Source organism: Mesorhizobium sp. LNHC229A00 (assembly GCF_000502415.1).
Lineage (GTDB): Bacteria > Pseudomonadota > Alphaproteobacteria > Rhizobiales > Rhizobiaceae > Mesorhizobium.
Genome location: NZ_AYWQ01000001.1, coordinates 550,910 through 563,633 on the forward strand (window position 1 = coordinate 550,910; position 12,724 = coordinate 563,633).

Annotated in this window: 14 protein-coding genes; 12 read left to right on the forward strand and 2 right to left on the reverse strand. The window is 62.7% G+C overall.

From position 1 onward, the window contains the following. The first annotated feature begins 10 nt into the window (after window positions 1-10). The 10 genes from nagZ to X742_RS166960 all read left to right on the forward strand — a co-directional run bounded on the left by nagZ (window position 11) and on the right by X742_RS166960 (window position 9,225). The gene (gene nagZ / locus X742_RS167005; protein ID WP_023769960.1) at window positions 11-1,012 is read left to right on the forward strand and encodes a beta-N-acetylhexosaminidase; all 1,002 of its coding nucleotides are present in this window, start codon (window positions 11-13) and stop codon (window positions 1,010-1,012) included. 62 nt (window positions 1,013-1,074) lie between these two features. Further along, on the forward strand, window positions 1,075-1,875 hold the full coding sequence (locus X742_RS167000) for a ScpA family protein (protein ID WP_023769961.1): 801 nt from the start codon (window positions 1,075-1,077) through the stop codon (window positions 1,873-1,875). Next, a complete protein-coding gene (gene scpB, locus X742_RS166995; protein ID WP_023769962.1) occupies window positions 1,872-2,636 on the forward strand; it encodes an SMC-Scp complex subunit ScpB in 765 nt (254 codons plus the stop codon). Before X742_RS167000 ends, scpB begins: the two co-directional genes overlap by 4 nt. A 180-nt stretch (window positions 2,637-2,816) precedes the next feature. Further along, window positions 2,817-3,038: a twin-arginine translocase TatA/TatE family subunit gene (locus X742_RS166990; RefSeq protein WP_015317533.1), complete on the forward strand. Its 222-nt coding sequence runs from the start codon at window positions 2,817-2,819 to the stop codon at window positions 3,036-3,038. A 29-nt stretch (window positions 3,039-3,067) separates the two neighbouring features. Further along, window positions 3,068-3,835 (forward strand): Sec-independent protein translocase protein TatB, encoded by a 768-nt coding sequence (gene tatB / locus X742_RS166985; protein ID WP_023769964.1) that lies wholly within the window; start codon window positions 3,068-3,070, stop codon window positions 3,833-3,835. Continuing rightward, on the forward strand, window positions 3,832-4,707 hold the full coding sequence (tatC, locus tag X742_RS166980) for a twin-arginine translocase subunit TatC (protein WP_023769965.1): 876 nt from the start codon (window positions 3,832-3,834) through the stop codon (window positions 4,705-4,707). Before tatB ends, tatC begins: the two co-directional genes overlap by 4 nt. 102 nt (window positions 4,708-4,809) lie before the next feature. Continuing rightward, window positions 4,810-6,114, forward strand: a complete 1,305-nt coding sequence (gene serS / locus X742_RS166975) for a serine--tRNA ligase (RefSeq protein ID WP_023769966.1) — start codon at window positions 4,810-4,812, stop codon at window positions 6,112-6,114. After that, window positions 6,114-6,872, forward strand: coding sequence for a 5'/3'-nucleotidase SurE (gene surE / locus X742_RS166970; protein ID WP_023769967.1), 759 nt, complete (start codon window positions 6,114-6,116; stop codon window positions 6,870-6,872). The genes serS and surE overlap by 1 nt, the downstream gene beginning before the upstream one ends. Continuing rightward, window positions 6,869-7,528, forward strand: coding sequence for a protein-L-isoaspartate(D-aspartate) O-methyltransferase (locus tag X742_RS166965; RefSeq protein WP_023769968.1), 660 nt, complete (start codon window positions 6,869-6,871; stop codon window positions 7,526-7,528). The genes surE and X742_RS166965 overlap by 4 nt, the downstream gene beginning before the upstream one ends. 164 nt (window positions 7,529-7,692) lie before the next feature. Beyond that, on the forward strand, window positions 7,693-9,225 hold the full coding sequence (locus tag X742_RS166960) for a peptidoglycan DD-metalloendopeptidase family protein (protein WP_023769969.1): 1,533 nt from the start codon (window positions 7,693-7,695) through the stop codon (window positions 9,223-9,225). 103 nt (window positions 9,226-9,328) lie between these two features. Here X742_RS166960 and X742_RS166955 read toward each other — a convergent pair whose 3' ends face one another. Then, window positions 9,329-10,225: an NAD-dependent epimerase/dehydratase family protein gene (locus X742_RS166955; protein WP_023769970.1), complete on the reverse strand. Its 897-nt coding sequence runs from the start codon at window positions 10,223-10,225 to the stop codon at window positions 9,329-9,331. Between the two features lie 115 nt (window positions 10,226-10,340). On the opposite strand from X742_RS166955, the gene X742_RS166950 reads away from it, so the two are divergent. After that, window positions 10,341-11,162, forward strand: a complete 822-nt coding sequence (locus tag X742_RS166950; RefSeq protein WP_023769971.1) for an AraC family transcriptional regulator — start codon at window positions 10,341-10,343, stop codon at window positions 11,160-11,162. Window positions 11,163-11,201: 39 nt separating this feature from the next. Here X742_RS166950 and X742_RS166945 read toward each other — a convergent pair whose 3' ends face one another. Then, window positions 11,202-12,077: an ATP-binding protein gene (locus tag X742_RS166945; protein WP_023769972.1), complete on the reverse strand. Its 876-nt coding sequence runs from the start codon at window positions 12,075-12,077 to the stop codon at window positions 11,202-11,204. A 290-nt stretch (window positions 12,078-12,367) separates the two neighbouring features. Between X742_RS166945 and yajC the strand changes: the two genes are divergently transcribed. Next, the gene (gene yajC, locus X742_RS166940; RefSeq protein ID WP_010909882.1) at window positions 12,368-12,709 is read left to right on the forward strand and encodes a preprotein translocase subunit YajC; all 342 of its coding nucleotides are present in this window, start codon (window positions 12,368-12,370) and stop codon (window positions 12,707-12,709) included. Window positions 12,710-12,724: the final 15 nt, after the last annotated feature.

The following is a 12,724-nucleotide window of genomic DNA, read 5'->3' on the forward strand; positions in this document are numbered from 1 at the left end:
AAGGCNATCCATGATCCTCGGCTGTGCCGGGAAAACGCTCACCCGCGAAGAAATCCGTTTCTATCGCAATGAGTGCCCGTGGGCCTTCATCCTGTTTGCCCGCAACATCGGCGAGGCCGAGCAGATCCGCGACCTGGTCGCCGAGATGCGCGATTGTATCGGGCGCCCGGACGCGCTGGTGTTCATCGACCAGGAAGGCGGCAGGGTGCAACGCCTGCGACCGCCGCTGGCGCCGAACTATCCGGCCGGTGGCGCGCTGGGGGCGCTTTGGCGCGACGATCACGACGCCGGCGCGCGCGCCGCCTGGCTGATGGCGCGGCTGCATGCCTTCGACCTGCTGCGCTACGGCATATCGGCGGATTGCCTGCCGGTGCTCGACGTCCCGATCGAAGGGGCCAGCGATGTCATCGGTGCGCGTGCCTATGGCAAGGATCCGCGTCCGGTCATCGAACTCGGTCGCGCCGCGGCCGAAGGCCTGATGTCGGGCGGCGTGCTGCCCGTGATGAAGCATGTTCCGGGGCACGGCCGGGCGTTTGCGGACACCCATTTCGAGCTGCCTGTCGTCGACGCGTCGCTCAGCGATCTGCAACGGCACGACTTTGCCCCGTTCCGCGAACTCAACCATCTGCCGATGGCGATGACCGCGCATGTCGTCTACAGCGCCATCGATCCCAAGAACCCGGCGACCACTTCCGGCAAGGTCATCGACGAGATCATCCGCCGCGAGATCGGCTTCGACGGGCTCTTGATGAGCGACGACACCTCGATGAAGGCACTTTCTGGGGATTTCCCGACAAAGGCCGCCTCGATCCTTGCGGCGGGCTGTGATCTGGTCCTTCACTGCAACGGCGTTTTCGAGGAGATGGCGGGGATCGCATCGCGCACCAAAGGGCTTGAAGGCAAGTCGCTGGAGCGTGCCAAGCGGGCAATGACCTATATAAAGAAAAGCGACACGGTAGAAGAAACCGAGATACGCGCTGAATTCGCCACCTATTTCGACGCGGTGGCATAACCAGGGGAAGCGACAGGGCAGTGGCGGAAGCATTGGAAAGCAAGGCTCCGAAGGCCGCACCGATGGACCGCCTGTGGGCCGAGAATGACGATTCACGCGTCACCGGCGATCCGTCGCTGGTCGTCGACGTGGCCGGCTTCGAAGGCCCCCTCGACCTTCTCCTGCACCTTGCCCGTACCCAGAAGGTCGATCTGGCGCGCATTTCGATCGTGGCACTGGTCGAGCAATATCTGACCTTTGTCGAGACGGCGAGGGCGCTGCGGCTCGAACTTGCCGCCGACTATCTGGTGATGGCGGCTTGGCTGGCCTTCCTCAAGTCGAAGCTGCTGATCCCCAAGCAGCCGGGCGAGGAGGGCGAAAGCGGTGAGGAACTGGCGGCGGTGCTGCAGTTCCGGCTGAAGCGGCTCGAAGCCATGCGCGACGCGTCGGCGCGTCTGGTCAACCGCAACCGGCTCGGTCGCGACGTGTTCGCGCGCGGCATGCCTGAAATGGTGATCATCGAGAAGCGCAACGCCTATTCAGCGTCGCTCTACGACTTGCTGACGGCCTATGCCCAGCAGCGGCAGAAGCAGGCGATCAACAACGTGACGATCGCCAGGCGCGGTGTCTGGTCGCTCAAGGACGCGCGCGACATCCTGACCCGCCTTGTCGGGGCTGTAAGCGACTGGATGACACTGGAAAGTTTCCTGATCGTGTACATGACCAGCCCCGAGGAAAGGCGCACGGCGATCGCCAGTTCCTTCGCGGCAACATTGGAACTGGTGCGCGACGGCACGATGGACGTGCGGCAGGATCAGACATTTGCCCCGATCTATTTGCGCGGCCGCACGCAAGCAATCAAGGCAGTCGAGGTGGCACCATGAGCGAACGCGCCAACGCTTCGGTTATCCCGTTCAACGTCGAGGACGAGCCTGGGCAGGAGTCGTTCTCCGAGGATTTGGCCGAGCAGGTGCAAAACCCGGCCGAGCGTCCGCATATGGCGGATGCCGTGCGCATGGCGGAGGCGATCGTGTTCGCCAGCGCCGAACCCGTCAGCGAAAAGCAGCTTGCCGCACGCCTTCCCGATGGCATCAATGTCGCGCTAGCCATGAGGGAGCTGCAGCGGATCTACGCCCGGCGCGGCGTCAATCTGGTGCGGGTCGGCGATGCCTGGGCCTTCCGAACCGCCGGCGACCTGGCCTTCCTGATGAGCCGCGATACGGTGCAGCAGCGCAAGCTGTCACGGGCGGCGCTCGAGGTGCTGGCGATCATAGCCTACCACCAGCCGGTGACGCGCGCCGAGATCGAGGACATCAGAGGCGTCGAGACCTCGAAGGGGACGCTGGACACGCTGCTTGAGACGGAATGGGTGCGCATGCGCGGCCGCCGAAAGACGCCCGGCCGCCCCGTCACCTATGGCACCACGGAAACCTTCCTCGACCATTTTGCGCTCGAGGAAATCCGTGATCTTCCAGGCATGGAGGAACTGAAGGGCGCCGGCCTGCTTTCAGGCCGCATGCCGTCGAATTTCTCCATCCCGCAACCGCCGGCCGATCCCGACGCGCTGACCGAGGACGAGGATCCGCTGACCGACATCGACCTCGAGGAGCTCGGTCTGCTGACGCCGCGCGTCACGGAAGATTGACCACGAGCGCCTTTCAAAAGCTGCTTTCCGGCTTTACATGCGCCGTTTGGTAGCGGGCCGCATCGGCGAAAATGCGTGACATCCGTCGGCCTTTCATAAACTCTGTCGCGGTTGTGTTTGAATCCCAAAGCGAAAACGCATAGATCATCGCCAGGGAAAACATTCGAGAGAGATTTGGCTATGGGTTCATTTTCGATTTGGCACTGGATGATCGTGCTGGTGATCGTGCTGCTGGTGTTCGGCCGCGGCAAGATTCCCGAGCTGATGGGTGACATGGCCAAGGGCATCAAGAGCTTCAAGAAGGGCATGGCCGACGATGACGTTGCCGACGACAAGCGCACCGTCGAACACCGTGCCGACGAGACCGTTTCGGCCGCGAAGGAAAAGGCCAGCAAGAGCTGAGCCAGAAGTTCTAGTCGGAACAGATTGCCATGTTTGAAGTCGGCTGGACCGAAATGCTGGTGATCGCGATCGTCATGATCGTGGTCGTCGGGCCGAAGGATTTGCCCAACATGCTGCGCACATTCGGCCGCACGACGGCGAAGCTGCGCGCCATGGCCGCCGATTTCCAGAAGCAATTCAACGAGGCTTTGAAGGAAGCCGAGCTCGACGAGGTCAAAAAGTCGGTCGACGAACTCCGGGGTCTCAGTCCAGTCGCCGAGATCAAGAAGCAGCTCAATCCGTTCGAGCAGGCGGCGGTCGATGTGCGCGCCGGCGTCGACGCGGCGATGAAGCCGAAGCCGGCCGCCGATCCGTCGGCCCCTGCCGCGGCGACGCCACAGGCGGCCGAGCCGTTGAAGAACGGTGCAACGACCATGCCTGGCGTCAATGGCCCGGAAGCCACGACACCGGGATCGATTTTCCCGGCGATGACTGATGAATCGGTGGTGGCGGCTTCCACGGAACCGAAGGCATCCAAGAAAACCGCCAAGGCGGTATCGGCCGCAAAAGCGCCGTCCAAGGCCTCGGCATCCATGAAGGCGGTGGCGGCAAAAGCTTTACCCGCGGGGGCGGCAAAAACCGCACCCGTGGCCAGGGCCTCGACAAGGGCCACGACACCGGCAGCGCCTGAAACCGCGGCTGTGACGAAGCCTGCCGTGGCCAAGGCGCCTGCTGCCAAGGCGTCCGCGAAAACCGAACCGAAACCTGCTGTGGCCAAGAAGCCGGCAGCCAAAAAGACGGCTGGAGCCGCCAAGTGAGCGTTTCGGACAAGGAAAAGGACGAGATCGAAAAATCGTCGGCGCCTCTGATGGAGCATCTGATCGAGCTGCGCAGACGCCTGATCTGGTCTCTTGGCGGCTTCTTCGTAGCCTTCCTGGTTTGCTTCTTCTTCGCCAAGCGGCTGTTCAACCTTCTGGTTGTTCCCTTCAAATGGGCGACGAAATGGGCAGGGCTCGACCCGCACAAGGTCGAGCTGATCTATACCGCGCCGCAGGAATTCTTCTTTACGCAGGTCAAGCTCGCCATGTTCGGCGGCATGGTCATCGCCTTTCCGCTGATCGCCACGCAAATCTACAAATTCATTGCGCCCGGCCTCTACAAGAACGAGCGCAATGCCTTCCTGCCGTTCCTGATCGCATCGCCCATCCTGTTCCTGATGGGCGCCTCGCTGGTCTATTTCTTCTTCACGCCGATGGTGATGTGGTTCTTCCTCGCCATGCAGCAGGTCGGCACCGACGACCAGGTACAGATTTCGCTGCTGCCGAAAGTGTCGGAATATCTCAGCCTGATCATGACGCTGATCTTCTCCTTCGGCCTGGTGTTCCAGCTGCCGGTGGTAACCAGCCTGATGACGCGCGTCGGCATGCTGTCGTCCAAGGCGCTGGCCGAAAAACGCAAATGGGCGATCGTCATCGCCTTTATCGTTGCCGCGGTGCTGACACCTCCGGATCCGATGAGCCAGATCGGCCTGGCCATTCCGACCATCCTTCTCTACGAGGTTTCCATCTGGGCCGCGCGGTGGATCGAGCGCGACCAGGAGAAACAGCGGCTTGCGCGCGAGAAGCAGGAAGCCGGCGAGACCGTGGCCGACAAGGCGCCGGACGAGCCGCCAGCGCCGGCAGCCTCGTAGGGCATCGGCGGCGGCGGAAAACGACAACCGCCGCCCTGCCCATCTTGCATCGATCAAGGATGCGGTTTACGCCCCTCAAACCTAGCTTGAGGACGGACAACCATGCTTGACATCAAATGGATTCGCGACAACCCGAAGGCCCTTGTCGAGGCGCTCACCAAGCGCTCGTGGTCGGCGGATGAAGCGCAGTCCACGGTCGACGGGCTGATCGCCAAGGATGAGGCGCGGCGCGAACATCTCACCGAGCTGCAGACCAGGCAGGAGCGCCGCAACGCCGCCTCGAAGGAGATCGGCAACGCCATGCGTTCGGGCGATGCCGCGCTTGCCGAGAAACTCAAGGCCGAAGTCGGCGAGATCAAGACCTTCATCCAGAACGGCGAGGCGCGCGAGCGCGAGCTCGACAAGGCGCTGAACGATGCGCTGGCGGTGCTGCCCAATGTGCCCTTCGACGACGTGCCGGTCGGCAAGGACGAGCACGACAATGTCGTCAAGCATCTTGTCGGCAAGGCGCCGACGCGGCCAAACTGGGTGAAGGAGCATTTCGAAATCGGCGAAGCGCTCGGCATGATGGATTTCGAGCGCGCGGCGAAACTTTCGGGATCGCGCTTCACCGTGCTCAGGAGTGGCCTGGCGCGGATGGAACGCGCGATCGGCCAGTTCATGCTCGACCTGCACACGACCGAGCATGGCTATGAGGAAGTGATCCCGCCGCTGATGGTGAAGGACGACGTTCTGTTCGGCACCAACCAGTTGCCGAAGTTCGAGGACGATCTGTTCTTCACGCCACATGGGGAGGGCAGGCTTGGCCTGATCCCGACCGCCGAGGTGCCGCTCACCAACCTCGTGCGCGAAGAAATCACGGCGCATGATAAGCTGCCGCTGCGCTTCACGGCGCTGACGCCCTGCTTCCGTTCGGAGGCAGGCTCGGCGGGACGCGATACGCGCGGCATGTTGCGCCAGCACCAGTTTTACAAGGTCGAGCTGGTGTCGATCACCGACCAGGAGTCTTCGCTTGCCGAACATGAGCGGATGACGCAATGCGCCGAAGAGGTGCTGAGGCGGCTGGAATTGCCGTTCCGCACCATGGTGCTGTGCACCGGCGACATGGGGTTTGGCGCGCGCAAGACCTACGACATCGAGGTCTGGCTGCCGGGACAGAACGCCTATCGCGAAATCTCGTCCTGCTCGGTGTGCGGCGATTTCCAGGCGCGCCGCATGGATGCCCGTTACAAGGACAAGGATGGCAAGAGCAACCGCTTCGTCCATACGCTGAACGGTTCGGGCACCGCTGTCGGCCGCGCGCTCATAGCTGTCATCGAAAACTACCAGAATGAGGATGGCAGCGTAACCATTCCTGAAGTGCTGCGGCCTTACATGGGCGGTCTGGAAAAGATCGAATCGAAATAATGCGCATTCTTCTGACCAATGACGACGGCATTCATGCCGAAGGCCTGGCGTCGCTCGAACGCGTCGCCCGCACGCTGTCAGACGATGTCTGGGTGGTGGCGCCGGAGCAAGACCAGTCCGGCTATGCGCATTCGCTGTCGATCTCGGAGCCGCTGCGGTTGCGGAAAATCGGCGAAAGGCATTTTGCCGTGCGCGGCACGCCAACCGATTGCGTCATCATGGGCGTCAAGAAGATCCTGCCCGGTGCGCCCGACCTGATCCTGTCCGGTATCAATTCGGGCGCCAACATCGCCGACGACGTGACCTATTCCGGTACCGTCGCCGGCGCCATGGAAGGCGCGCTGCTCGGTATCCGGTCGATAGCGCTCAGCCAGGGCTACAGCACTGTCGGCGAGGACCGCGTCGTCCCTTACGAGACCACTGAGGCGCTGGCGCCGGCACTGCTGAGGAAGCTCGTGGCGACGCCGCTGCCGGACGGCGTCCTGCTCAACGTCAATTTTCCCAACTGCCTTCCCGAGGAAGTGGCCGGCACGGTGGTCACCACGCAGGGCAAGCTGGTGCACAGCCTGTGGGTCGACGAGCGCCGCGACGGGCGCGGCCTGCCTTATTACTGGCTGCGCTTCGGCCGCGAGCCGGTCGAGGGCAAGCAGGGCACCGACCTCTTTGCCCTGCGCAACAGGCTGGTGTCGGTGACGCCGCTGCAGCTTGACCTTACCGCGCATGAGATCCGCGACCAGCTGAGCAAGGCGCTTGCATGAATCAGGGCTTTCCAATCGATGATCGCGAAGGATTTGCCGCCTTCCTGCTGCGCCTGCGCGGCAGGGGAACGGTGCCGAAGGCGCTGATCGCGGCTTTCGAGGCAACGCCGCGGCGCGGCTTCCTGGCAGCGCAATATCACCAGATCGCCTGGTCGGACCGCATGCTGCCGATCGAATGCGGCGAAGCGATCGAAGGGGCGGATCTGCAGGCGGCGGTGATCGCCGCACTCGCCATAGAAACGGGAAACCGCGTGCTCGAGATCGGCACCGGCTCCGGCTACACGTCGGCTGTCATGTCGCGGCTGGCGGCGCGGGTCGTGACCGTGGATCGCTACAAGACGCTGGTCGAGCAGGCCAGGCAGCGTTTCGAGGCACTCGGCATCGGCAATGCCATCGTGCGGCAGGCCGATGGTTCCAACGGATTGCCCAATGAAGGGCCGTTTGACCGCATCGTCGCTTGGGCGGCATTCGACAGCCTGCCGCGCTTCCTGCTCGACCAATTGTCGAGCGGCGGCATCGTCATCGCGCCGATCGGGCCGGAGGAGGGCGAGCAGGTGCTGGCCAAGCTCACCAAGGTCGGCAGCCGTTTCGAGCGCGAGGATATCGGTCTCGTGCGGCTGCAGCCGATCCTGCGCAGCATTGCAGCGGTTATCTAGTTTCCGGCCGGTCGCAGGATCTCTTTCGGGCTCGCCATCGTGCCGCTGATCGTCCCCAAATGTTTTAAGAAAATTTTCGTCGGATTCTAATGGGTTAACCGGCCAGTAACATTAACGCGCTTTAATCCTGTCCAGTTGGTGCAGCGTTTGTGCGGGTTAGTGCGATGCAACTCAGTGTTTTGAAGACAAATAGTCGCAATCTGGCGCGGGGCTGCGCTGTTCTGATGATTGCGGGCGCGGCGGCCGGGTGCAGTTCCCAGGCTTCGCGGTTCAACAGTGTCGACGACGTCTTCACGTCCTCGACCAACAATCAGCGCGCCATCATCAACAAGCAGGATGCGGTGCAGCCTTATCCAGGCGATGTCTCGGCTGCTCCGCTTGATGGCAGCCACACGCAGTCGGTGAGCCGTTCCAGCCTCGATCCGGTTTCGAGCCGGCCGTTGCCGCCGCCAGCCTCCGCGCAGGCGCAGCCGGCTCCAGCGCTCGCGCCTGCCGCCAATCCGGTGCGCGTCGCATCGGCGCCGGCCTTGGTTCGGCCCGCCCCTCATGTCGACAGAACGACGACCGGCACTGTCGCGCCGGCCGCCAAACCTTTCAAGAATGCCCAGCCCGACGAGCCGAGGATGGCCCAGGCAGGCAGGCCGCACGCGACCGAAATCACCGTCAGGGACGGCGAAACCATTTCCGGCCTGGCGGCGCATTACAAGGTGCCGGCCGATGTCATCGTGAAAGTGAATGGCCTGAGCCCGACCAAGGGGCTGAAGACCGGCCAGAAGATCGTCATCCCAGCCTATGCCTATTCGAGCAAGGCCGAGACGAAGGTCGCCGACGCGAAGCCGGCGAAGGACGGCAAGCATGACCTGCCGGCCAGCGCGCCGGACAAGGTGGCAGTGCTGCCGCAGCAGCCTAAGCTGAAGGAGGGCAAGTCCGCCGCCCAGGTCGATGCGTCGGCCGCGGCGAACCAGCCCAAGGAACCCAAGCCGGCGCAGGTGGCCAAGGCAACGGGCGCCGCCGGTACCTATACGGTGCAGTCGGGTGACACGATGTCCTCGATTGCCAGAAAGACCGGCGTCGGCGTGGTCGCGCTGAAGCAGGCCAATGGCATGAAGGACGGCATATTGAAAATCGGCCAGACCTTGAAGGTGCCGGGCGGCGGAACGGCGACGGTCGCCAGCGCCAAGCCGGCCAAGGTCGATCCGGTGACCACCGCAACCACGCAAGCCCCGGCAAAGGCCACGCCTTCGGAAACGCTGGCTTCCTACACGCCGCCGAAGAAGGACGCCAAGGTCATCCAGCAGGCCGAGGACGACGACGCGGTGGCACCCGATGCCACCGGCATCGGCAAGATGCGCTGGCCGGTGCGCGGCCGGGTGATCTCCGGTTTCGGATCCGGCAAGGACGGCGTCGATATCGCCGTGCCCACGGGCACGCCGGTCAAGGCGGCCGAGAACGGCGTCGTCATCTATGCCGGCGACGGGCTCAAGGAATTCGGCAACACGGTGCTGGTGCGCCACGAAAACGGCCTGGTCACCGTCTATGGCCATGCCAGCTCGATCGAGGTCCAGCGCGGCCAGAAGGTCAAGCGCGGCCAGGAGATCGCGCTGTCCGGCATGAGCGGCACCACGGATTCGCCGAAGCTGCACTTCGAAGTGCGCAAGAATTCGGCTCCGGTCGATCCGTCAGGCTATCTCGAATAGAAGAAAAAAAGCGATATGCGGGCCGCCTGACCTCCAGTCCAGCCCGCCGGCTCAGCCCGTTCCGCAAGGAGCGGGCTTTTTCAGTTTTCCCGAAGGCCGGCCCTCAAGCGCGGCGATGATCACGCAGCGTGTCGGCGATCATGACCTCAAGGCTGCTGGCCTTGATACCGAGAAGCACCTCGGCGTCGGAAGAATCCACCAGCAAGGGGTTCTCGAAAAGATAGCTCATCTCGATAAGCTCATGCATGCCCAGTGCTTCCATCTCGGCAATGGAATAGGAACGGATTTCTGAGATCTCCTGTCGAAGCATTGCAGCGGTTTTTTGGATGAGCTCCCGGGGTGAGGCGTATTGCGAGGGGACGTGAAACGCCCGTCCCCATTCGCCCGTGTAGCGGGAAGCCGCGACAAGCGTCCTGGCGACGTCGTTGGTGAAGGCCCAGGCATGCGTCGCATCGAGGTTTCCAATGAAAGCGGTAGGCTTCCCTTCGATGATGGAGGGCAGAGCGACCAGCGAGAAGTAGCTGATCGCGCCATGGCCGAGATAGTCGCTGGACCGCACTTCGATTGCCGGTACATCGGCACGGGCGGCTCGCTGCCACATGATCGTCCTAGCCGTCCCCTTCTTCGAAGTCGGATTCAGAGACAGGTCGGAACGAAGCGGGCTGTCGGCATTTTCCCCATAGCCATACAGGTTTCCCAACACGATGAGTTTCGCGCCGACCGCTTCGGCCGCGCGCACGGTGCCGTCGATGATGGGGAAAAAATCGGTTGGCCACCTGTGATAGGTGGCCATGGCGCACATGAAGATGGCATCGGCGCCTTGGCAGACGCGCGCGAGTTCCGACGCATCGGTAGCGTCGGCCTGCATGGCCCGCACGTTCCGCAATGCGTTCGAGCCGACGCTTCGGCTGGTGAGAACGACATCATGTCCTTCCTCGCCAAGAAGGCGAGCGGTTTCGCGACCGACCGGGCCCGCTCCGACAACAACATAGAAACTCATGGTGTAACCTCTCGTCCAAGTTTGATGGAGAGGCGTGAGTACAGGTCGACGGCATTGAAAATCGCGCGGGAATTGCCAAATCTCGGACAGGTTCTGCCATGAATCGAGAGAGAGCATGCGGTCGCAATACGCTCCGGCTCAAGCCGTGTCCGACGTAACAATGGCCTCCCGGCATATCGAAGCCGGAGTCCACCGCCTGTCCCGGGCGCCACACCATCGCATCATGGTGCATGCCAGCGCGGCGACACGCTCCTACTGCAATCAGGTTGGGCGATATTTCGTCAGGCGCGCCGGGGATATCGACTTGGTACCAGCCGGCCAGGAGGGCGGCTTCGAGGCCGAAACCCCGTTCGACACGATCGAAATTGCGTTGCAACCAGCGCTGATGGAAAGGGTGGTGGCGGAGCTTGGTGGCAAGGGCCAAGCATTGCGGCTCGACACGCGCCACCTGCTTCGCGACCAGCGCATCGAACATCTCGCCCGGGCGCTCGAGAGCGAACTGAATGCAGATTCGCCGAGCGGCCCCTTGTTTGCCGACAGCATTGGCGCCGCACTGGCGGTGAGGCTGCTCGGCCTTGGTGAACCTGATATCGGTCGAACGAACCGTTTGTCGGATACCCAGCTCAAACGCGTGCTGGAGCACATCGAGGCGGCTCTTCACGAGCCGCTTTCGATTCATCGTCTAAGCCGAGTTGCCGGCGCGAGCAGCTCGCATTTGCGGACATGGTTCAAAGTGGCGACGGGCGTCACCCTACACCGGTATGTGTTACGGCGTCGCGTTGAGCGCGCACGCGTTCTGCTGCGGCGAGGCGACCTCAGCACAAGCGAAGTAGCTGAAATGACAGGCTTCGCGCACCAGTCACACCTGGCGCATTGGATGCGCCGCGAGATCGGTCAAACGCCGCGCGATTTGCGACCGACGCCGCCGCCCAAATGACGTTGCCGGTCGATCGGGATGGCGACGCGATCCAATGGCTCAATCCTTCAATGGCTTGCCGAGCCTGCCGGCCAGATCCTGGGTGAACTGCCAGGCGACGCGGCCCGAGCGGCTGCCGCGTGTGGTTGCCCATTCCAGCGCTTCGGCGCGCAACTGCTCGGGGTCGATGTCGAGGCCATGGTGGCTGGCATAGCCGTTGACCATGTCGAGATATTCGTCCTGCGAGCACTTGTGGAAGCCGAGCCACAGGCCGAAACGGTCGGATAGCGAGACCTTTTCCTCGACCGCTTCCGACGGGTTGATGGCGGTCGAGCGCTCATTGTCGATCATGTCGCGCGGCAACAGGTGGCGGCGGTTCGAGGTCGCGTAGAAGATCACGTTGGCCGGACGGCCCTCGACGCCACCTTCAAGCGCCGCCTTCAGTGACTTGTAGGACGTATCGTCGTGATCGAAGGACAGATCGTCGCAAAACAGGATGACGCGGAAGGGGGCCGCCTTCAGCAGGCCCATCAGCTTCGGCAGCGTGTCGATGTCCTCGCGGTGGATTTCTATCAGCTTTAGCGGCAGGCCGGGCTTCGCCTTGGCATTTACCCGCGCGTGTACGGCCTTGACCAGCGACGATTTGCCCATGCCGCGCGCACCCCACAACAGGACGTTGTTGGCGGCGAAACCGGCGGCGAAGCGCTCGGTGTTGTCGACGAGGATGTCGCGGACGCGGTCGACACCGCGGATCAGGCCGATATCGACGCGGTTGACCTTGCGCACCGGCTCCAGATAGCCGGGATCGGCCTGCCAGACGAAGCAGTCGGCCACGTCGAGGTCGGTTTGAGGCACCGGCGGCGGCGCGAGGCGGCTGACCGCCTCGATCAGGCGGTCGAGTTTCTGGTTCAGAGCGTCGATGCTGGTATCGGTCATGTCGGGTCTTTTTGCTTCGGTTTTTGCGGTGGCGGGTAGGTCCGGTTCGATTCCGGCGGTTGCGAAACCGGCTGCAACCATTTGTTCGAGCGTCATCTTTTCCGAAAACCGGCTCGCGGTTTTCGCGATCCTGCTCTAACACGGCTAAACAGGCCGGAAAAGCAGCCGATTTGCCTGGCCGCGCAGTTGCATTGACAACTTTACCGACTATATTCCGGCCAAATTTCTAGGGGCCGCCAAATCTCGCTTGATCGTTTGGTGGCTGTTTTTCAAAATTCAGGAGTACCTCGATGTTCGTGACACCGGCATACGCCCAAGGCATCGGCGGCGCCTCTCCCGATATGTTCATCAGCATTTTGCCGTTTGTCCTGATTTTCGTGATCATGTATTTTCTGATCATCCGCCCGCAGCGCACGCAGCTGAAGAAGCGCGGCGAGATGCTGGCGGCGGTTCGTCGCGGCGACACTGTCGTCACCGGCGGCGGCTTTGTCGGCAAGGTGACGAAGGTGATCGACGACAACGAGCTGGAGATCGATCTTGGCGGCGGCACCAAGGTAACGGCGCTGCGCTCGACGATCGCCGATGTGCGCGTCAAGGGCGAACCGGTGGCCAACCAGAACGCCAAGAAATAACCAAATTCAAGGCGG

What these genes read in the sequence shown, in the direction of transcription:
- X742_RS166945 (WP_023769972.1), bottom strand. Translation starts at nt 12,077, where the DNA reads ATGACCGATACCAGCATCGACGCTCTGAACCAGAAACTCGACCGCCTG.
- surE (WP_023769967.1), top strand. Translation starts at nt 6,114, where the DNA reads ATGCGCATTCTTCTGACCAATGACGACGGCATTCATGCCGAAGGCCTG.
- X742_RS166990 (WP_015317533.1), top strand. Translation starts at nt 2,817, where the DNA reads ATGGGTTCATTTTCGATTTGGCACTGGATGATCGTGCTGGTGATCGTG.
- X742_RS166955 (WP_023769970.1), bottom strand. Translation starts at nt 10,225, where the DNA reads ATGAGTTTCTATGTTGTTGTCGGAGCGGGCCCGGTCGGTCGCGAAACC.
- serS (WP_023769966.1), top strand. Translation starts at nt 4,810, where the DNA reads ATGCTTGACATCAAATGGATTCGCGACAACCCGAAGGCCCTTGTCGAG.
- tatB (WP_023769964.1), top strand. Translation starts at nt 3,068, where the DNA reads ATGTTTGAAGTCGGCTGGACCGAAATGCTGGTGATCGCGATCGTCATG.
- yajC (WP_010909882.1), top strand. Translation starts at nt 12,368, where the DNA reads ATGTTCGTGACACCGGCATACGCCCAAGGCATCGGCGGCGCCTCTCCC.
- nagZ (WP_023769960.1), top strand. Translation starts at nt 11, where the DNA reads ATGATCCTCGGCTGTGCCGGGAAAACGCTCACCCGCGAAGAAATCCGT.
- X742_RS167000 (WP_023769961.1), top strand. Translation starts at nt 1,075, where the DNA reads ATGGACCGCCTGTGGGCCGAGAATGACGATTCACGCGTCACCGGCGAT.
- X742_RS166950 (WP_023769971.1), top strand. Translation starts at nt 10,341, where the DNA reads ATGCGGTCGCAATACGCTCCGGCTCAAGCCGTGTCCGACGTAACAATG.
- X742_RS166965 (WP_023769968.1), top strand. Translation starts at nt 6,869, where the DNA reads ATGAATCAGGGCTTTCCAATCGATGATCGCGAAGGATTTGCCGCCTTC.
- X742_RS166960 (WP_023769969.1), top strand. Translation starts at nt 7,693, where the DNA reads ATGCAACTCAGTGTTTTGAAGACAAATAGTCGCAATCTGGCGCGGGGC.
- scpB (WP_023769962.1), top strand. Translation starts at nt 1,872, where the DNA reads ATGAGCGAACGCGCCAACGCTTCGGTTATCCCGTTCAACGTCGAGGAC.